The organism is Dendronalium phyllosphericum CENA369 (genome assembly GCF_016056275.1).
Taxonomy (GTDB): domain Bacteria; phylum Cyanobacteriota; class Cyanobacteriia; order Cyanobacteriales; family Nostocaceae; genus Dendronalium; species Dendronalium phyllosphericum.
This window is the reverse complement of sequence record NZ_JAECZA010000012.1, coordinates 132,103-153,759: the sequence shown is the minus strand read 5'-3', so window position 1 is coordinate 153,759 and position 21,657 is coordinate 132,103. Positions and strand designations below refer to the sequence as shown.

Genomic DNA, 21,657 nt, shown 5'->3' with positions numbered 1-21,657 from the left:
AATTCCTCTTAGTCACGAACTATTACACAAATGGTAATAATTTCAGCTATTTTCTTATTTTTTCTATATAGTTTAAAGTTTTGTTAGTAAATTTACTGAACTCTGTAAAGGTTTGATGAACATGGATAGTAAATTTAACTAGATTTGCTAAATGTATGGTAAATAAATTTTAGTATAATTACTTAAATGTAGTAATTTATTAGAATGAATAGCTACAGCACATACAGTAATTAATTCAGAAAAGGCAAGGTAAATTGAAAACTTTCCGAAGGGTGATTGAAGAAAAATTCTTGCTATCAGTCGGAGAGTAAGCCACTGTCTTTTAAAAAGTGATAGGTAATTGAAAAAACTTCAGTAGCTGAAGGGGGTTGAAGCATCAGCGATCGCCTCCTCGATTTCCCTTGACTATTCTCACCCTTTAAACAAAAAAAGACTTATAGACATGAGTAAAACTCGCATCCTCAGCAACAACTTACTTATAGAATCGACTCTAACCCTCAACCCAGAAATTTTTGGAACTCTAGAACAAGCCTTCCTCTTAGTACAAAAGCGGTTACAAGTCTTTGCCAGTGATACGAAATTCAGCCATAACATGGTATTAGCGTTTGGAGAAGGTATAGTAACAGAACCTTTGCAGAGAGCTTGGCTAGCTGGTGATGTGAGCAACTTTCCCCAAATTGAGATTGTCTCAGGGACAGAGATTAATGGAGCAAAGGGAGCTTATGCTGTAGCGACTAACCGGATTTATCTGTCTGAAGAATTTCTTAGCCTCAAGGAAGTCAAACCAGAAGCGATCGCCTCGATTCTGCTAGAAGAATACGGTCATCGTGTGGATGCTGCATTAAATAGTAGCGATGCACCGGGAGATGAGGGAGCGATTTTTTCAGCTTTAGTGCAGGGACAGGTTTTAAGCGAAGAACAAATACAGCAATTGAAGACTAGGGATGATACTGCCACTGTTACAATAAATGGTCAAGTTATTGAAATTGAGCAGGCACGCATTCAAGAAAGTGGAGGTCAACAAACAACTCCATTTGTTTATTCACTTCCTCTTGAATCTGAGCTTACCTTAGTGAAATTTTCCTGGCAAAACTATTCAATTCCTGATGAATTTCAAATTCTTTATGAGGATAAGCGGATTGTAGGAAATGTCGGTCTTCAAAGTGGTGGTGAAAGTGGAGAACATATCATCCTTAAAAAAAATTCCGATGAATTAACAATAAAAGTAACGGCTCCCAATGAGGGGACTGCGTGGGATTTTAATGTAGAAACACTGCCACTTGAAATAACTATTGATGGTTTTTTAGGTGATGTAATTGAAGTTGATTTATTGAAAGAATTTGTAAAGCGAGGAATTTCAATTCAGGATGCAGGATTAGACCCTAATGGATTTGGGCTAGAAAGCAACAGTAATAGTAGAGGCGAAGTTGCCGAAAATGTTGATAATTTTCAGGATGATCTTAAAACTGGGAAATTTTATTTTGTTCCTACATTAGCCGGAACTCTCCTTCAATTTGATCAAGCAAGGGATGATGCTGGTTTGGGCGAAAGTACCTTAACGATGACTAATGGTAATATTAAGATTCCTATCAAATTTAATATTACTGATGGGTTTTCTACTGGTGCTCCTTTACAAGGGCCTTTAGTAACCGATAATACGGTAACTTTTGGTACTAACAAACTGGATGTTTATCGGCAAGAGCAGCGATTAGCTTATCTTGGTTTTCCTCAAAATTCTGGTGCAGCCCTAACTGTCAACGGGCAAGACGATGGCAATGAATTATCTTGGGCTAAAAAACTATTTAATATTACAGTACGACCTGAAATTGCTTCAGCAAGAAAAAGAATTGCACAGCAGGATGACAAATCCTTCAAAAAATTTATAAATTCTGCTAATGCCCCAGAGTGGAATTTATTGCGTGGTGCTATTTCAAATCTCGATTTTCCACCAGAATCAAATCAGAGTCAAAGGTTTTATGGAACAGATAATACTGGGGAATTTCTTCAATTAGGTACGTCAACACTAAATCGTAACTTGAAATCTACAGGAGTATCCCAAAAAAATGGCATTGGTAATCCCAGTAGTACTCATGATGGGGGGAGAAGTATTGATATAGATGATATACCTGGTAGCTATTTTTTCAAATCTATTGGAGTAAACGGCGTTTCTTACGTTGCGGCACTGGGAGGTGGATTTGTCGTAAGAGATGGAAATACTTACAGAATCGGCAATCCAAATATTCCATCTGATCTTGCCAATGGCATTAGAACTAAGGATCTTGTTAATCCAAAACTAGATCAAAAAGCAAAAGTTACTGCTATACATAATGCTAACTTGTTTGTTTTTTCACAAACCGAAGAAGAAGTACAAGAACTTCTTGATGCTTTTTCTGAATCTCCCCGAATTTTTTACAACGATCCTAGATTTTTTGATACTGGAGTTATCCGTTACGCTAACCCTCATTTCGATCATATCCATTTTGAAATTCCTATTCCCCAGAGTTCTCCATCAATAAATCAAAGTCTACCATTTAATGGATTTTCTGTAAGTAGTAATTCTCTTAATATTGCTAGTCCATTTTTCACAAACATTATTGAAACGAATGCCTTTCCTAACATTATAGATATTGGCAATTTAGAAAACAGCCAATATCTATCTGGTAGTATTAATACAACCAATACAGAGCAATATTATAATTTTGTTATCGGAAGTCTGCAAGGTGAAGAAGGCTATTTTACTACTCCGAGAGATTTTAATCTCTTACTAGATGGGTTATCTGGGGATGTAGATGTTGAACTATTTCAAGACTTTAGTGAAGATGGTATTCGTCAAAATGGTGAAGTAATTGCAAGTTCAACAAAATCAGGCAACGAATCTGAAACTATTAACCTACCTAATCTTGATGAAGGGATATATTATCTACGAGTATTTCAAAAAAGTGGAGACACCAATTACAACCTGACTTTAACTGTTCCCCCGTTGCCAGTTCCCCCAGACAATGCGGGTAATACTCCTAATAATGCTCAGGATTTAGGAATCCTCAGTGGCAGTTTAACCCGGACTGATTTTATTGGTAAAGTCGATCCAGATGACTACTATCGCTTTAAAATTACTACCGTAAGCGATTTTAGTCTGGAAGTTAGTGGATTAGATCAAGGAGATTTAGTTGCTACTCTGGGGCAAGATATTAACAATAATGGAGTCATTGACTTCGATGAAATAATTGCCGTATCAGACGCTGAGAGTAATGAACCAGAAGCAATTAATATCAATGGGTTAGTGGCGGGAACTTACTATGTCTGGCTCTCTCGCAACAGTGGCAATACAGACTACAACCTCAACCTATCAGCAACGACAGCAATCATCCCGCCAGATCAAGCAGGAAGTACGCCAAGCACAGCTTTAAATATTGGCTCTCTCAATAGCGCATCCAATTTTAGTGATTTTGTCGGCAATGTCGATCCTGAAGATTTTTATCGTTTTAGTCTTGCTAATGTCAGTGGGTTAAGAATAGAACTCAATGGTCTAGCTGCGGATGCTGACCTAGAACTTGCTCAAGATAGCAACAATGATGGAACAATTGACTCTAATGAAATCATTAGTACCTCTGAGTTGGAAGGATCTGATGCTGAAGTTATCGATATTAGTGCTTTAGCAGCAGGGACTTACTATGTTCGGGTAGATCAGTATGAAGGTGACACTAACTACAATTTATCTCTTACGCCTACTAATGCGGTTGGCAGTGACCTGTCATTAACGAGAACTGATAGTACAGGAGCAGTCGATCTAGGTGAGCAGTACACTTATACTCTGACTGTTACTAATAACGGCCCTAGTACGGCAAACAATGTAACCCTTACCGAAAATTTGCCATCTGGGGTTAATGTTGTCTCAGCAACAACCATAGTTCCCCCTCGTCCTCTAAACTATTTAGATTTCCTTAAGTTTCAATTGAATTCAGGCGATCAAGTCACCATCGATCTTGATGCTAATGAATTTGGCTCTGGATTAGACTCAGCTTTACGACTATTTGACTCTTCTGGAAATCAAGTCGCTGTAAGTGATAACAATCCGGCTCCTGGTGAAAGCTTTTCAACAGACTCTTATATAGACTTCACTGCTAGTTCTGCTCAAACTTATTATGTTGGGGTAAGCAGCTACTATGATTTCTACTACGATCCCTTTACAGGTTCGCCCACTGGATATGGTTATACTTCTGGCACTTACACACTTAATGTTAGCGTCGGCAGTGGTAATTTTAGTAATCAAGTTACTTTAAGTGAACCTAACGATACAATTTCCCAAGCTTTCGATACAGGTTTAAGTTCAGCTAACCCTGGTACTTTCATCGGTTCGGGTTTCATCAACACTGGCAATACAAATCCTGTTAGCGTGAACAATAGTGTTGTGACAGCTAACTTAGGAACTCTCAATAGTGGAGAAAGTGCAACAGTGAATTTGACTCTTGGCACTTTCTCTTCAGGTTACCTTTTAAGTAAAACTAACGTTACTAGCAGTGAATATGATTACAACCTATCTAACAATTTTCTGGTCAGCACAAAAACTGTCAATTCAATAACGCCTCCTAATGCAGACCTCGAATTAACTCAAATAGTTAGTAATTCTAATCCTCGCATAGGAGATCAAGTTACCTTAACCTTAACCTTGACTAATAAAGGCCCTGGCACAGCTACTGTTATCAAAGTACAAGATATTTTACCAGGAGCATTAAGTTTTGTTTCTGCGTCCGCAGATTTAGGAAGCTACGACAGCAATACAGGGATATGGACTGTCGGGAATATGCCACCTAATGAAGATGTTAGCCTCAAAATTACTGCAAACGTTAGCTCAGGACAATCTATCACCAACACTGCTGAAGTGATTGCTGTTGATGAGGGAGATCCTGATTCTACTCCTAATAACAATAATCCCAATGAGGATGATTTCACTTCAGTTATCTTAGATGTTGTTAATGAAGCTGAAATCACGGGTACATCAGGACGTGACGAACTTACTGGCACCTCCAGCAATGACCGCATCATCGGCTTACAAGGTGCGGATAAACTTACAAGCGGAGGCGGTAATGACCAATTTGTCTACACTAACATCCGCGATCGCGGGGACACAATTACTGATTTTGAAGTTGGCAAAGATAATATTGTCTTGACTCAACTGCTCGATAGCCTAGTCACGGGAGGCTACAACGGCACTAATGCCATAGCTGATGGCTATGTGAAAGTTGTACAGGGTACTAGTGCAAATAACTTCAGCGTGCAAATTGACACTGATGGACTCGCTACTGGTGACATCTTCAGACCTTTTATCACAGTGAAATTAACAAATCCAGATACCCTTAATAGCCCCAGCAACTTCGTATTTTAGGGCTTTTCTTTACTCTCCAGAGCAAAACTTGGAGGGGATAAAAAGACTTATATCTACACACAACCTGTTCTAATTTAACTGTAGGAGTTTAATATGTTGGCTACAACTATCAAACAAAAAATTCACAAGGCTATAGTCTTCAGCTTATTTGGCTTAAGCGGCTTTACTGTTATTTCCCCCTCTTTTGCTGCCAGCATTGATTTGAGCAGTTGGGACAAGTCAGGTGATGTTGTCACAGTTCCAAATCAAGCGACTCTCACAAATGCCTTCGCTGATGGTAGTGATGATGCTTCTAACTACAATGTCTCAGGTAACGATCCAACTTACATTAACTCCTTAGAAACTTTTTTAGGTCTCAACTCAGGAGACCTCGGTCTTGATGCTACCGAAGGTTCTGCCATCAAGAAAGCTTTTAATGTTCTGGCTGGAGATGTTATCAGTTTCGACTATTCCTTGTTAACCTACGATACTTTCTCTAGCGATCGCGCTTTTGTGACGGTTAGCAACTCAGTTATTCCTCTAACCGCAAATTCTTCTTTTAGCTATACCTTCGCAACAGCCGGCACTTATAACGTAGGCATCGGTGTTATCGATGTAATTGATAGCATTGGCTCTTCAACATTGTCGGTAACAAATGCTTCACTGACAAACAACGGTCAACCAGTCCCCGAACCTTTAACTACACTCGGTTCTATTTTGGCAGGCGGGTTTGGAGTTATGTTAAAAAGAAAACATGTTTTGAAAATTTACCACAACGCATAAGTATATACAGCAGATTGCAGGTGAATAAGGTACAAATTTTAAGAACAAAGCCATATACCGAAAGATTTTTAACCTTGTTCCCTGCTGTCTATTATTCTAGAAATAGGCGTACTCATTGCTGTTGTAAGAGGAGTTATACCAATTCTGTGTGAAGATGCGCTGAATGATATAACGAACCGCAAAGGACGCAAAGTACACAAAGAAACAGCTAAAGAAATTTAGCGCAGCCTCATAAAGAAACGGTATTACAGGTCTAAGTCTTAACGATAACTACTTTCGTTTTGTTTGAACTTGTATCTCTCAGACAGATGAATTGCGAAAAACCCTCTGAGAGTACATCAAAGAGGGTAAAATTTTTATCTTGTTACATAATAAGTTTTACGGTAACTTTGGGTTAATAAATAATAACTATGAGCCAAAAATTACTCAGGTATCACTGGACTTAATGGGTCTAAAGGACTCGTAAAGACAAAATAAACTACCCCAGCACCCAGAATCATGATGGCGAGACTGAACAAGAGTACCCAACGGTCTGTAGGTTCATAGGTGTCTTCTTCAATATCACGGCGAACGGCGAAATAGTGTGCCGTTGAGAGCCACACTGTAATCAAACCCACTAGTGAGAAGACTAAGCCTAACTTCCAGCCAGTGCCAGGACGAGGTACTAGGGGTACTTGGAAGGCACGTAGACGTACAATAACGACACCAAAACCTAAAAGAGCGATCGCAGTTCGCATCCAAGCGAGGTAAGTGCGCTCATTAGCTAAGTGATCTCGTATTCGTGACGGATTCAATCGTCCTGACTTTTTCTTATCCTTATCTTCTTCTGTAGGTTTTAACAACTGCATCAATAACACCCTTATTCCCGATGAAGCCTCTCTCAAAATAATACCAAGGTAATAGCAAATCTCTCTCCAGATAATTTCTATCCACTGAGATAGTTTTATTACCGACTTATACTTAATACGTTTGTTCATTTTTTTTAAAAAATTAAGTATAGTTAATATTCCAAAAACCAGCCAAAATATAAATTTCAGAGGTTTTAGAAAAATTTGTTGATTTTTAAATTAGTTAAAATGAATATCTAAATAACTTAGTATAAAATTTGATGGCAAAATTTATTTTTTATTATTAACTATTAAGGATAAATACAAAATGATATATGAGTTGCGAAAAATTCAAAATATTTACTTTGTGAAATTGATTAATGGCACAATAACTATATCAACATTGATTATTTGCAAGATACCAATCAGGATAGGTAGTATTATTTAAGATTTTTACAATAGTATTTTTAGAAAAACTTTCAATCTCTAATCCTATATTGGTATCAGCCGATTCGCTTAATGGGAAAACATTGCCAGACTAGGTAAAAGTTGAAATGAGCCACTTTTCATGAGAATGGAGAATCCTACCCAGATCAACACAAAAGGGAAGACTTTGCGACCATAGCGAGCCAGAACAGGAGCCATGAGAGGATTACGAGTTAAGTTGTAAGAAAGGAAGCACCAGACTCCAACAGTCATATAGCAAACACACAAAATTACCCCTAAGCTTGGGAGATTGCTACTAGCAAACAACGGTACGTAAATTCCGATGTTGTTTCCTCCATTGGCAATGGTGACTGCGGAAACGCGATAGGTTTGGGGATCGCGCAGAGTTGCCAAGAGCGATCTTTTGCGGAGCTGAGATTTAGCAGGAGTTACGTCAACTGAGACAGTTTGCACTGCTGTTTCTTCTTCTTTACTTAAGAGATGACTAATCCCAATAGCGATTGGTAAGAATCCCAGCAATCCAATCCAAGCTTCTGGAAGAATTAGACCGCCTAAAAAGCCAGGGAGACTAGCCATTACTAATGCAGTGAATCCAACAAATTCACCGAGAACAATATGTCTAGCTCGAAAAGTGCGGTTGACTTTTCCAAAAAAAGCTGTCAAATATAAATTGTCGTCAAATGTGGTGGCAAAAGCAGCAGAAATCCCAATAATTATTGTACTAATCAACCAACTATTCATATTTATCTCCTTTAATTGCCTTTGCGATCGCTGTTATGCAAAGCCTTTACCGCAGACACCTGGATAGCGTCAAGTGCTTGGTTGTGTTGAATAAAGCTTGGAGGAGAGGTTTTTTAGAACTCTCTGAAGGTATTTGCGAGCGATCGCTTTTTCGCTTAATTGGAATTTACAATCTCTGCCTTAGCCGTTTGGCCGAGTGCTGAAGGCTTGATTTATACTTTAGGCGACCTAATTGATAGAATCAAATGCTTTTTTTTGTCAAAATGATAAATGTAAGTGATTAAATTTTGACACTAGTTTTTTAGGACACTTTAAATGGCAGGGATGACGCTTGAGCAGCTAAAAATCTTTATTACCGTGGCAGAACATCTACACTTTACCCGTGCAGCGGAAGAGCTTTATATCACCCAACCTGCCGTCAGTGCAGCAATCCACAACTTAGAGCAAGAATACGGAGTAAAACTGTTCCATCGGATTGGTCGCCATATTGAGATTGCGGAAGCTGGCAAGTTACTACAAGTGGAAGCCCAAAAAATTCTCGATCAAGTCTCTTTGACAGAACGAGGATTGCGCGAATTGAATAATCTGCAACGAGGCGAATTGAAGTTAGGATCGAGTTTGACAATTGGTAACTATTGGCTGCCAAGCAAAATTAGCAAGTTTAAAAGTCAATATCCTCATATCCAGATTGACTGCACTCTTGCTAATACCGAAGAGATTTGTATCGGTACAGCAATGGGACAATTTGATTTGGGCTTGGTGGAAGGAGATATTAAGCCAGCGCTTCAGAATACTCTAGAGTACGAAATTGTGGGAAGCGATCGCTTAGAAATTGTTGTCGGTCAAACTCACCCTTGGTTTGAGCGGGGAGAAATTGAGTTAACGCAACTAACTCAAACTCCTTGGGTAATGCGAGAACCTGGTTCTGGAACTCAGCAAAGGTTTGAAGAAGCCTTACAAAATTGGGGTATTAATCTGGGCGAACTGAATGTCATTTTAGTTTTTAACAGTGGAGAAATGACAAAAGCAGCTATTGAGAATAGTGTAGGTGCAATTGGAATTTCGGAGTTGATGGTTAAAAAAGAAATACAACTTGGGACTTTACGGGCAATTAAAGTGATTGATAATAGAGACGGCTGTAGTGCGATCGCAGAAATAGTACGACCTTTTTTCAAGTTAAAGCATCGGCAGCGGTTTCAAACAGCACTATCCAAAGCTTTTGAGCAAATGTTGCTCTCATCTGCACATAATTTACCCTGATACTAAATTGTTAGAAGTATCATGTTATAACAAAGTGAACTACATAAAAAAATATTGTATCGCTTTGAACGCAGGGAACTCTTAACAGGGGAGAAAAAGTCGTAATCAAGTTTAGAAATTGGATAATTTCTTTTTTGGAGTTCCCTGAAAGCTTTTGCGAAAAGTGTGAATGATGCAATTTGTCAGCCCAATAGCCGATGAAGTTTGTTGTGTATTTCTTAATTACAAATATTTAATAATAGCAATATTAGAATATTTTACGCAATATTTGAAAAGACAATAGTATCGCTTGATTTGTAAACTATATTTACATCAACTCACCTTTGGGTAGATTGTAGAAAATCTCTGAGGCTGTATATTTATCTGAATGAATACCATACAATTTGTCGCAGTACTTCATACTAAATCAGTAATTTATAATTGAAAATCCTGATTCAGTTGTTATTAACTAGTTAATTTTTTAAGTTGTTCTTAGGTCGCTTGTAAGCCATGACATCCCCTGAGCCACAAACAGAGTTTAGAGACAGTATTTCACAAACCTCATACGAGCCACCTCCGAAAAAACGGCGGTGGCTTCGGTTATTGATAGCTTTAATACTACTTATAGGGGGTGGAGGAGCGATCGCTTGGTATTTGCTTGCTCCGCATAAAACACCGACAACTGCTAATAGTCAACCGCAAGCAGCAACGGTCAAGGTAGCTACAGTACAAGCGGGTCAGATAGAAGAGAGCGGAATATATATCGGTAGGCTAGTGTCGCGCCGTTCAGTTACCTTGCAACCGAGAATTGAAGGTCAGGTGACTCAGATATTTGTCAAGTCGGGAACTGTGGTTAAAACGGGAGATCCAATTATTCAAATAGATCCAAGAGAACAGCAAGCCGCAGTTAACAGTATTGATGCTGCCGCACAAGCGGCGCGATCGCAACTAGCAAATGCCCAAGCTAATTTAAGATCCTTTGAAGCAGATAGACAATCTTTCCTTGCAGATTTGAAATTGAACCAGCAGGATTACCAGCGTTATGCCGATCTGGCTGCTCAAGGAGCCGTAGCCGTACAAATTAGGGATCAGTATGCAAATAAGCTAGCGACAGCAAGAGCTGCTTATAATGCTAACGAAGCCAAAATCAAAGCGCAGCAAGCTTCTGTCTCCCAAGCACAAAAAGCCGTACAACAAGCCTTGGCTAATACTAATCAGCAAAAAGTCCAGTTGCAGTACTACAGAATTACAGCTCCTTTTGCTGGCATAGTTGGCGACTTTCCGGTTAAAATAGGCGACTTTGTCAATACTTCCACACAGTTAGTAAGTGTCACTCAAAACCGACCATTAGAAGTAAACATCTCTGTACCACTTGAACGCGCATCCCAAGTACGTAAAGGAACGCTAGTACAGTTAATGGATGCCCAAGGGCGTAATATCGCTACCACCAGGGTATCTTTTATTTCTCCGACAGCGACTAATAACAATCAAACAATATTGATAATCGCTCTATACGATAACGCTAGAGGTCAGTTACAAGCAGATGGGTACGTCCAGGCTAAAGTCATATTTAGTCAACGTCCAGGTGTACTAATCCCAACAACTGCTGTGGCGCGAGTGGCTGGGGAAAATTTCGTCTACGTTACCGCTACACAGAAATCATCAGATGGAAAGTCTCAACTAGTAGCCAAGCAAAAGCCAGTGAAGCTAGGCAATATCACGGGTAATAATTACCAAGTACTGGAAGGATTAGAACCAGGAGAAAAAATCATTACCTCAGGATTATTGAATCTCAGAGATGGAGTTCCCATCAATCCTGAGTCTTAGTAGGGACAGGGATTAGGATACCTGATACCCAATACCCAATGCCCAGTACCCAATAACCACTGCCATTACCCTATGTTTGTTGACTTCTTTATTAAGCGACCTGTTTTTACCAGTGTCTGCGCCATAGTCATTCTGCTCGTGGGGGCAATCAGTATTCCGACACTTCCCACAACGCAGTATCCAGAAATCAGCCCGACTCAAGTTAACGTCACTGCTAACTACGTTGGTGCTAGTGCCGAAGTCGTAGAAAACACAGTTACGACAATTTTGGAACGACAGATTAACGGTGTCGAAGGCATGAAATACATGACTTCGAGCAGTAGCAATAGTGGTAGCAGTACGATTACAGTCACATTTGACGCTTCCCGTAACAAAGATATTGCAGCAGTTGACGTGCAAAATCGCGTGTCGCTGGCTGAACCACAACTGCCGCAACCAGTGCAGCAAACTGGGGTAACAGTTAGCAAGCAATCCAACGATATCTTGTTAGCGATCGGGCTATACAGCGATAACCAAAAGTATAGCAACGTATTTTTGAGCAACTACGCCGACCTCTATTTAATAGATGCTCTCAAAAGAATCAACGGTGTAGGTGAAGCGCGAATTTTTGGCGAACGTCGTTATGCCATGCGTTTGTGGCTCGACCCCAATCGCCTTGCCAGTCGCAGCTTGACTGCCCAAGATGTGATCGATGCTCTCAACGCCCAAAACTTGCAGGTAGGGGCTGGGCAAATCGGTCAGCAACCATCGGCATCCGATCAAATGTATCAAATCGACTTGCGAGCCGTCGGCAGACTTACGGAAGTCCCAGAATTTGAGGATTTAGTAATTAAAGCAAGTACCGATGGTAGCCTAATCAAGCTCAAAGATGTCGGCCGAGCCGAACTAGGAGCAGAAAATTACAACACATTCCTGCGATTTAGAGGTCAAGACGGCGTGGGTGTTGGTATATTTACCACACCAGGAAGTAATGCTTTAAACGTTGCCAAAGCAGTGAAAGCGGAAATAGCGCAACTAGCACAAAAATTTCCGCCAGGAATGAAATATCAAGTAGCGTTTGACACAACTTTGTTTGTGACAGCATCTCTTTCGGAAGTTGTCAAGACGTTGTTTGAGGCGATCGTCCTTGTAGTCATAGTCATTTATATTTTCTTGCAGGATTGGCGCACCACCCTGATTCCGGTAATTGTAATTCCTCTGGCATTGATTGGGACATTTGCCTTCGTTAAGGTCTTTGGGTTTTCCATCAATACTCTGACTTTGTTTGGTTTAACTCTCGCCACCGGACTAGTGGTCGATGATGCGATTATCGTCGTTGAAAATATCTCTCGCTTGATTGAAGATGAAGGAATGTCGCCGCGTCAGGCAGCATCCGAGTCCATGCGCGAACTAACTGGGGCAGTGGTTGCCACTTCCTTGGTGCTAATGGCGGTGTTCGTTCCCGTTGCCTTTTTTCCTGGTGCTACCGGACAGATATACAAACAATTTGCATTAACGATCGCCTTCTCGATCGCCATCTCAACCTTTCTCGCTTTAACTTTGAGTCCTTCCCTGTCAGCACTGCTGCTACGTCGGGGGCAAAAACCGCGTGGTTGGCTGGGTTGGCTGTTTGGAAAGTTTAATAACGGTGTAGATTGGACGCGGAATAAATACGAGCGATCGCTGCTTCGTTTAAATCGTTTCAAAGGAATTGTCTTATTACTGTTTGTAGTGTCTTTAGGACTGACGGGTTGGCTTTACACCCGCGTACCTTCTGCATTTTTCCCTGATGAAGACCAAGGCTATTTCATCACTATTATTCAAGGGCCAGAAGGAACTTCACTCAACTACACCAGCAATGTCATGAGCCAGGTGGAAAAAGAAATTCTGAAATTGCCAGAAGTCGTAGGTACTTTTGCCATCGGTGGCTTTGGTTTTAGTGGCAACAGTGCTAATAACGGTGCGATTTTTACAACACTCAAACCTTGGGATGAACGTAAAGAACATAGTCACTCAGCACAGGGAATTATCGCCAATTTACAGAAAAAAGTCTCAGGAATTACCGAAGCAAGAGTATTACCAGTTAATCCCCCAGCAATTCGGGGTTTGGGAAGTTTTGGCGGCTTCCAATTTGAATTACAAGACAGACAAGGCAACAACTCCTTAGATACCATGGTGCAACTCATGGGTCAGTTACTCGGACGTGCCAATCAGTCACCAGAATTGCAAAAACCTGTATTTAGTACTTTTGCTGCGAATACACCTCAACTGTTGATTCAAGTAGATCGCAACAGAGCCGAAGCCTTGCAAGTATCTGTACAGGATGTCTTCAATACCCTCCAAAGTTACTTGGGTTCCCGATACGTCAACGATTTTAATTTAGAGCAACGCACTTACCGCGTCTATGTGCAAGCAGACGCTAAGTTTCGCTCCAACCCAGAAGATATCGGTCGCTTGTACGTTCGCTCTGCCACTAATCAAATGATTCCTCTGAGCAATTTAGTGAAAGTCACTCCAACCACTGGAGCGCAAACAATTAACCACTATAATTTGTTCCGTTCGATAGAAATCACCGGCTCGGCGGCTCCTGGCTACAGTTCCGGTCAAGCAATTGAAGCAATGCAGCGATCTGCACAGCAGGTTTTGCCGCAAAGTTTCGGTTATGAATGGTCGGGAATCTCCGCTGAAGAACAATCATCCGGCGGTCTAGCACCCCTGATATTTGGCTTGGGACTTGTCTTCGTTTTCTTAGTATTGGCAGCTCAGTACGAAAATTACTTTGACCCCTTGATTATTATGTTGGCTGTGCCCTTGGCTATCTTGGGAGCGCTATCAGCACAGTCGTTGCGGGGTTTAAATAACGATATCTTTTGTCAAGTTGGTTTGGTAATGCTGATTGGTTTGGCAAGTAAGAACGCAATTTTGATTGTAGAATTTGCCAACCAACTGCGCGAACAAGGACTTTCAATTACCAAAGCAGCAGTGCAAGCAGCCGAAGAACGCTTGCGGCCAATTCTGATGACTTCCTTCGCTTTTATCTTGGGTATTTTGCCATTGGTAAATGCTGAAGGCGCTGGCGCAGGTAGCAGACAATCTCTAGGTACTGCTGTTTTTGGTGGAATGTTGGTCTCTACCTTATTGAGTTTATTTATTGTGCCAGTGTTGTATATCCTGGTTAACACCATCCGCGATCGCTTGCGGCCGCGCCGCAAGCCTCAATTGGCTGATTCTAGTCATGATGGAAAAGTCCCTTCTGCTAGCCATCGGTGAGAAGTTAGGAGTAGAGACGCGATTAATCGCGTCTGTACAAAAATTAGGAGTATAGACGCGATAAATCGCGTCTGTACAAGAGTTAAAATATTTTCCTAGTTCTTGGCTTCTATTTTTTATTTAGTTAACCAAAGTAAAACTGGGTGAATCTATGGCAGCTTTAACAGAAAAGGTTGCAATTGTTACTGGTGCATCGCGGGGTATTGGACGAGCGATCGCCCTGAAATTAGCAGGTAACGGTGCGTCTGTTGTCGTTAACTATGCGGGTAACGCAACTAAAGCACAAGAAGTTGTTGCAGAAATCGAGAAGTTGGGAGTAGAAGCGATCGCTGTACAAGCAGATGTGAGCAAAGTAGCAGATATTCAACGGCTGTTTGAGGAAACTATTAAACGCTTTGGCAAGGTTGACATTTTAGTGAATAATGCCGGAATTGCTTTCTATAAACCAATTACTGAAACTACAGAAGCAGATTTTGACAATATTTATGCCGTTAATGTCAAAGGCACTTATTTTACTTGTCAACAAGCTGCGCTACACATGGCAGAAGGTGGAAGGATTATCAACTTTTCCTCATCAACCACAGCGATGATGTTGCCTACTTATAGTGCTTATGTGGCCACCAAAGGTGCTGTCGAACAAATTACGCGAGTACTTGCTAAAGAATTGGGTTGCAAGAAAATCGCTGTCAATGTTATTTCTCCTGGCCCTACAGATACAGAATTGTTTCGAGAAGGCAAGACACAAGAACAAATTGACCGTTTAGCCAATATGGCAGCGTTTAGTAGACTGGGAGATGTTCAAGAAATCGCTAATGTAGTGGCATTTCTCGCCAGCGACGAAGCACGATGGATAACTGGGCAAAATATCCGCGTCAATGGGGGAATAGCCTGATTTGAGAAGCAGGAGTTAGTTGTCAGTTGTTAGTTGTCAAAAGGCAGAAGTCGGAGGTCGGAAGTTATTCTCCTCATCTCCCTCATCCCTCTCATCCCCCTCATCACCGCGTCCCCCTGCTCCCCCTGCTTCAAATTTCGGGATCTGACTTTTTCAGACTAAATAATACAGAAAAATTGAAAATTTTTATTTAAGTCCTAACCCTTTAGGACTTTTTCATGCTGCATTATTTAGTATCAAAGCTTAATAATTGAGATAGCAAAGTAATTACAGATATCTATTAGTTGATAAGCTGTTCTATATAAAAATTGCACATGGACTCGATTAGACTGTTGACAATCAACACTCAACGATATATTTTCGGATTTATAATTAGCTTAACAGCTATACAAAACGGATATATCAAGGTATAAAAACTTGAAAAACAATGAGTTACTTTGCTTATATACCTGTTTTGAAACTCTGTATTTTTCCAGGCACAAATCACGTTACTGACAACAATATCATGGATTTATCAAACTTTACTACACTGCAAAACTTAGAAGCTGCCTTCGGTGGTGAATCGATGGCAAATCGCAAGTATCTGTTTTTTGCTGACGTAGCGCGTAAACTGGGATTTACAGACTTAGCGAAACTTTTTAAAGAAACAGCAGAACAAGAAACTGAACATGCTTTTGCACATTTTAGATTACTGCATCCAGAACTTGTGATAGAAGATGCAGCAAGTTTAACTGACGAACAAAAACGTGAAATTGCTTCTCGCTGCTTATCTTTGGCCATTGAAGGTGAAACTTATGAGTACACCACAATGTATCCAGAATTTGCTGCTGCTGCTCAACGCGATCGCGATAATCCAGCTGTAGAAGAATTTTTAAAACAAGCTCAAGAATCTACCGAACATGCAACTACATTTCGTAACGCTGCACATCGTTTTGGCTTGTTAAAATTCATCGAAAATTACCACGCCGATCGCTATGCTGAAGCTTTAGAAGTATTAAATGGGGGAAAAGAAACAACCAGAGTTGCGGGTAACGATCCTCAAACTCAGAAATGGATTTGCAGACAATGCAGCATGATTTACGATCCTGTAACTGGCGATCCTGATTCGGGAATTGCACCTGGAACGCCTTTTGCAGAAATTCCTGATGATTGGTATTGTCCGATCTGCGGTGCTAGTAAAAAGACTTTTAAACCACTGGAAGAAAAAGCCGCAGCCTAATACTAATTCGTAAGTCGTAATTTTGAGTAATGAAACGCAAAGTAACTCCTTAGTTGCTTTGCGTTTTTGTATATTCATATAGTAATTCTGTTTGAGTCGTGAGAAGATTTGTTTATCGGAGACGCAAAGCGGCTTACCGCAGGATACTGCTAAGAACGCCAAGGAAAAGAGAAAAATAGAGAGCTTTGCAAGTTTCACAAATTATTCTAGACTGCTATAAACAGGGTAATTTTATGAATCCAATAGAAGAAAAAAGTCAATTTGAGCAGCGCAAACCAATATATCTAGAGCTGAATTTTCAGATTATTTGTACAATCGCTTTGATTGCTGTTCTCGGTGTTTCTAGCATAACTCCAGCTTTCCCTAGCCTTGCGAAAGAATTGAAAGTAAATCCCAGTGATGTTGGTTTGTTAATTTCAACTTTCACTTTTCCTGCTGTTGTTTTAGTCCCTGTTATTGGTATCCTTGCTGATAGATGGGGCAGAAAAAAATTTATTGTTACTTCACTATTTTTATATGGTATTGCTGGTATAGCTTGTGCCTTTTCTCGTAACTTTAATCTGTTACTATGTTTGCGTTTTATCCAAGGCATCGGTGCTGCCTCTTTGCTTTCTCTTAGTTTTACTTTGATTAATGATTTGTATACAAAAGATAGACGTACTACTGTAATGAGCTACAGTGGCAGTATTACTAATGTCGGTACAGCTATTTATCCAACGATTGGCGGTGCATTGGCAACTATGGGTTGGTATTATCCGTTTATGCTACCTGTAGTGGCAATTCCCATTGGATTGTTGGTTTTATTCACACTTCATAATCCCGAATTAAAAAGCGATCGCAATCGCCAAGTTGATTTAGGTAATGCAGCAAAAGTTCTCAAAAATCGTAAATTATTCGGATTATTCATTGTCAGTACTGGTAATTTTGTTCTTCTTTATGGTGCTTACATAACTTACTTACCACAATTAATTAATGATATTTTCCAAGCCTCACCCGCCATAATTGGTATATTACTTTCCAGTATTTCTGTAGCAATTATAATTACATCCTCTCAGTTGGGAAAATTAAATAAAAGATTTAAGCCTCAAACTTTAGTTCAAGCATCTTTTATTTTGGATGTTTTAGCTATGTTGATTGTTCCCTTAATGCCTAATGTCTGGTTTCTCTTAATTTCCACTACAATTTTTGGCATTGGTTTGGGTATTAGTTTGCATAGTATTCAAACACTTTTAGCTAATTTAGCACCAAAAGAATATCTGACAACAATTTTATCTATAAATAGGACATTTTTAGGATTAGGGCAAACTTTAGGCCCACTCTTGATGGGTATAGTCTTCGTTTTGGGAGGAATTAATAGTGTATTTTATGTAGGAGTGGGTTTTGCAATTCTAATATCTTTTGTATTTAGGTATTGCATTTACATTTGATTAATCTGGATAAATTATAATGTTTGCATTAGCTATATTCTGGTTAGAATATTTTTTAAGTATTCCAATAAATTTGTATGGGAATTACAGGTCAAATTAAGCAAATTTCTGGTTTAACACTTGATTTACTTAGAGAAGACCCACTTCTTACAAATGCTTTTTTTGATGCTCAATGGTTGCCAGAATCTGCGTTTTGGCAACGAGCAAGTTATTGGCCAGCAGAACCTGCTGAAAAAACGAAACAAGAAGTGAAAGCGCGCTTCGGTCAACTGCCAGAAAGTAAAGGTTTAAGTTGGTTGATTCCTGGAAAGCGTCAAAAATGGAAGCATAATTTATGATTGGCAGGTTCTAGAAAAAAAGTTCCTCGCTGAGTGGGAAACCCCCGAACTAGATTTACACAAATCTTGGCAAGAAGTAACATTTTTATTAGCTGGATATGTTCCAAGCTATTATGCTACATCTTTATTAGCTGGGTATATTCCAAGCTATTATGATAAATATCAAGGGAAAATTCCCGAATTGATTGTAGAGAAAGGATATAAAAAAGATTTTCTGCCATTTATAGTAATAAAAAATTCTGCATGGGATGGTTTGCCTTTAGTTAATGCTTTTGGCGCTGGAAAAGAAATTGGTTATGAAACGGGTTATGGCCCCATACGGTATCTAGAACCAGGCGATGAAGTTGAACAAATTCTTGATGGGTTATTAGAACTTTCACAAGAGGGTTTCCAAAATCGTTTTATCCGAGAATCTCAGAAGCCAGAACCAATACCTTGGATTGACTGGTCTGATGAAGAAATGTTGGAATGGATGACGGATTATTACAACGAAATTGTTGATTATTACCAAAGTGCTGCCAGACAAAATAAGGCACTACTGCTTTATCTGACATAATCTTAGACTGGAGCAGATCAACTGCTGCGACTGAAAAACACAGCCGCTAGCACGATTAAACCTAGAAGTACCAAGGGAACCCAGAGATTAGGCAGATCCGATAAATTCATTAGGCAGCTCTTTTGACATTGCTTTCAGGGATAATCCTTTTATACAGCAGCCTGAACGGAGAACGCACAATGACATCTCCAGACATAGTTAAATGGCTACAAGAACGCACGACTTTAGGAATTCTCTCACCTGAGGTTTTAGATGCGATCGCTAGCGCGATCGAAGAACAAGTTGTGCCAGCCCACAAAACTCTAGTTAGCGAAGGTACTTCCCCAGAAGCACTTTACATTCTTGTAGAAGGTCAACTCGAAAGCGATAATAACAATCAAAGTAACCCAGCTTTTGCTCGTGGGTTCCTTCCTGGCTCAGTTATTCACCTCAAGGAATTACTCTTAGATGAGTTAGCCGAATTCACAATTACCGCTGTCACAGAATGTCACTTCTGGTTTATACCTGCGGCTAAATTTCGTGACTTAGTTAGCCAATACTCTGAAATTACTCAAGCTTTTTCTCGGCAATTGGCTCAAGAATTAGCTCAGGTAACATCTGCTTTATCTTACGAACAAGAACGTTCTGTAGCTTTGCGACCATATTTAGTCACGAAAGCACAACGGGGAATCATTGGTACAAGTCGTTACGCCGTGCGTCTGCGAGAGCAAATTCGAGAAGCCGCTAATGACCGCAAGTCTGTAGATATTTTTGGGGAACCAGGCTTAGAAAAAGATAATATCGCCGCCCTGATTCACTACGGTTCTCCCTATCGACGACAACCAATTATTAAAGTCAACTGTGGGATTCTGCAAACTAGCGGCGCAGATTTATTTGGTCGTGCTGGCGGTAAACCAGGACTTTTGGAATGGTTGGGAGAAGGTAGCTTAATTCTCAACAACATCCAAGATTTGCCCACAGAATTATTACCGTCTATGGAGCAGTTGCTCAAGACGGGCAAATACACCCCTGTTACTCGTCCCGGAGAGCCAGCCGCCGAACCTCGCCTCACTCAAGCCAGAATTCTCATTGTTTCCGAAAAAACCCAAGCGACAATTGAACGCTGTGTCGGTCATATTATCAAAGTGCCACCGCTGCGGGTACGCAAAACTGATATTCAAGCCCAGGTAGAATATTACACCAGTCTTTACGTTCGAGCTAGAGGTCTGCCAAAACCGTATATCACACCAGAAGCTGTGCGCCGCTTGCAGTCTTATGATTTCCCTGGGAATCTCAAAGAGTTGAAAAACTTGGTGGAACGGGCGATTGTGCAAGCTGGAGAAAGACGAGAACTCACAGAAGAAATTTTTTGGTCAGCCAACAGCAAGAAAAAGCACTTTCGCGTCAATTTGTTGAATGCTTATCCCCAGTTGCGGCGGTTTTTGCGGAGTTCTTGGTGGCCCGATCGCATTAACTATGGTTTCACTGTCGCAGCTTTTGCTATTCTTGTTGGCGTGTTATTTATCGGCCCGCAAACACGCGATCGCAATTTTGCATTAAATCTATTTTGGGCTTGGTGGTGGCCTTTCTTCTTATTTCTCTTTCCCTTCTTAGGTCGTGTGTGGTGTGCTGTCTGTCCCTTCATGATTTACGGGGAAATTACGCAAAAGCTTTCGCTATGGCTGTGGCCGAGAAAACTCAAGCGCTGGCCGAGAGAAAAAGCCGAGAAATGGGGCGGCTGGTTTGTATTTGGGCTATTTACGTTGATTTTCTTATGGGAAGAACTCTGGCATTTAGAAGACACCGCCTATCTGAGCGCTTGTTTGCTGCTATTAATTACTGCTGGGGCGATGATTTTCTCTGCTCTTTTTGAGCGACGGTTTTGGTGTCGCTATCTCTGTCCCATTGGTGGTATGAATGGTTTATTTGCTAAACTCTCCATGACCGAACTTCGGGCGCAACAAGGTATCTGTTCTGCCAGCTGCACCACTTACCAGTGTTACAAAGGCGGGCCGCAAAAAGGCGAAGGTATGGAAACTAATGGATGTCCTTTGTACTCTCACCCCGCACAGTTGGAAGATAACAGAGATTGCGTGTTGTGCATGACTTGTCTGAAAGCTTGTCCCCACCGTTCCGTCGAGTTTAATTTGCGTCCCCCTGGCATTGAATTGTGGACAACTCATGTACCTCGCACCTATGAAGTAGCATTGTTGTTTTTGCTGTTAGGTGGAGTATATCTGCATCGCTTACCAGAAATCTTATCTGCGTTGGGGTTGCAACTAAATTTAACTAATTTTTGGCAACATTTAGGATTATCGCTGCTAGCTTTGATGATTCCGGCAACTGTCACATTTGTGGCATATGGCTTAATGCAACTAATTCAATTTGGGCGTAAGCCTCGGCGATTTGTAGAACTTGCCTATGGCTATTTACCATTGGTGTTGGGAGGTAATTTAGCTCACTACCTGCGCTTAGGCTTGGGTGAAGGCGGACGAATTTTGCCTGTGACGTTTGCTACCTTTGGCTTGAGTGGCGAACAGTTGCCAATATTAGTGGCACATCCCGCTGTGATGTCTTTTTTGCAAGGGACAACGCTAATTTTCTCAGTACTGTTAACGATAGTGTTAACTCAAAAAATTACGCACCAACCATTAAAAACTATGCTTTGGCAACATTTAGCAGCGATCGCTTTGGGTGTTAGTATGTGGGCAATCATTGTGTCTTAGGGAACTCCAAAAAATAAATTATTCCGCTTAAAGTTGTTGACTGTT

13 protein-coding genes are annotated in these 21,657 nt (G+C 40.5%); 11 read left to right on the top strand and 2 right to left on the bottom strand.

Features of this window, described 5'->3' with window-relative positions:
* Positions 1 to 442: 442 nt before the first annotated feature.
* Positions 443 to 5,383 (top strand): pre-peptidase C-terminal domain-containing protein, encoded by a 4,941-nt coding sequence (locus I8752_RS05275; RefSeq protein WP_214431276.1) that lies wholly within the window; start codon positions 443 to 445, stop codon positions 5,381 to 5,383.
* A gap of 93 nt (positions 5,384 to 5,476) precedes the next feature.
* Complete coding sequence (locus tag I8752_RS05270; RefSeq protein ID WP_214431275.1) at positions 5,477 to 6,145, top strand: PEP-CTERM sorting domain-containing protein; 669 nt, start codon at positions 5,477 to 5,479, stop codon at positions 6,143 to 6,145.
* A gap of 422 nt (positions 6,146 to 6,567) precedes the next feature.
* On the opposite strand, the gene I8752_RS05265 is transcribed toward I8752_RS05270, so the two are convergent.
* Together I8752_RS05265 and I8752_RS05260 are read right to left on the bottom strand one after the other, a co-directional pair.
* The gene (locus I8752_RS05265; protein ID WP_318780813.1) at positions 6,568 to 7,122 is read right to left on the bottom strand and encodes a YidH family protein; all 555 of its coding nucleotides are present in this window, start codon (positions 7,120 to 7,122) and stop codon (positions 6,568 to 6,570) included.
* A gap of 366 nt (positions 7,123 to 7,488) precedes the next feature.
* Complete coding sequence (locus I8752_RS05260) at positions 7,489 to 8,160, bottom strand: cadmium resistance transporter (protein ID WP_214431274.1); 672 nt, start codon at positions 8,158 to 8,160, stop codon at positions 7,489 to 7,491.
* A gap of 315 nt (positions 8,161 to 8,475) precedes the next feature.
* On the opposite strand from I8752_RS05260, the gene I8752_RS05255 reads away from it, so the two are divergent.
* From I8752_RS05255 to I8752_RS05215, 9 genes are all read left to right on the top strand, one after another.
* The gene (locus tag I8752_RS05255) at positions 8,476 to 9,420 is read left to right on the top strand and encodes a LysR substrate-binding domain-containing protein (protein ID WP_214431273.1); all 945 of its coding nucleotides are present in this window, start codon (positions 8,476 to 8,478) and stop codon (positions 9,418 to 9,420) included.
* Positions 9,421 to 9,909: 489 nt separating this feature from the next.
* Positions 9,910 to 11,226 (top strand): efflux RND transporter periplasmic adaptor subunit, encoded by a 1,317-nt coding sequence (locus I8752_RS05250; RefSeq protein WP_214431272.1) that lies wholly within the window; start codon positions 9,910 to 9,912, stop codon positions 11,224 to 11,226.
* A gap of 72 nt (positions 11,227 to 11,298) precedes the next feature.
* Complete coding sequence (locus tag I8752_RS05245; protein WP_214431271.1) at positions 11,299 to 14,475, top strand: efflux RND transporter permease subunit; 3,177 nt, start codon at positions 11,299 to 11,301, stop codon at positions 14,473 to 14,475.
* 151 nt (positions 14,476 to 14,626) lie between these two features.
* The gene (locus tag I8752_RS05240; protein ID WP_214431270.1) at positions 14,627 to 15,367 is read left to right on the top strand and encodes an SDR family oxidoreductase; all 741 of its coding nucleotides are present in this window, start codon (positions 14,627 to 14,629) and stop codon (positions 15,365 to 15,367) included.
* Positions 15,368 to 15,872: 505 nt separating this feature from the next.
* Positions 15,873 to 16,586: a rubrerythrin family protein gene (locus tag I8752_RS38340; protein ID WP_214431269.1), complete on the top strand. Its 714-nt coding sequence runs from the start codon at positions 15,873 to 15,875 to the stop codon at positions 16,584 to 16,586.
* A 233-nt stretch (positions 16,587 to 16,819) separates the two neighbouring features.
* Positions 16,820 to 18,013, top strand: coding sequence for an MFS transporter (locus tag I8752_RS05230; protein ID WP_214431268.1), 1,194 nt, complete (start codon positions 16,820 to 16,822; stop codon positions 18,011 to 18,013).
* Positions 18,014 to 18,090: 77 nt separating this feature from the next.
* The gene (locus I8752_RS05225) at positions 18,091 to 18,351 is read left to right on the top strand and encodes a hypothetical protein (RefSeq protein WP_214431267.1); all 261 of its coding nucleotides are present in this window, start codon (positions 18,091 to 18,093) and stop codon (positions 18,349 to 18,351) included.
* A 181-nt stretch (positions 18,352 to 18,532) separates the two neighbouring features.
* Positions 18,533 to 18,907: a DUF1877 family protein gene (locus I8752_RS05220; protein WP_214431266.1), complete on the top strand. Its 375-nt coding sequence runs from the start codon at positions 18,533 to 18,535 to the stop codon at positions 18,905 to 18,907.
* A 179-nt stretch (positions 18,908 to 19,086) separates the two neighbouring features.
* Positions 19,087 to 21,612 (top strand): cyclic nucleotide-binding domain-containing protein, encoded by a 2,526-nt coding sequence (locus I8752_RS05215; RefSeq protein ID WP_214431265.1) that lies wholly within the window; start codon positions 19,087 to 19,089, stop codon positions 21,610 to 21,612.
* The last annotated feature ends 45 nt before the right edge of the window (positions 21,613 to 21,657 follow it).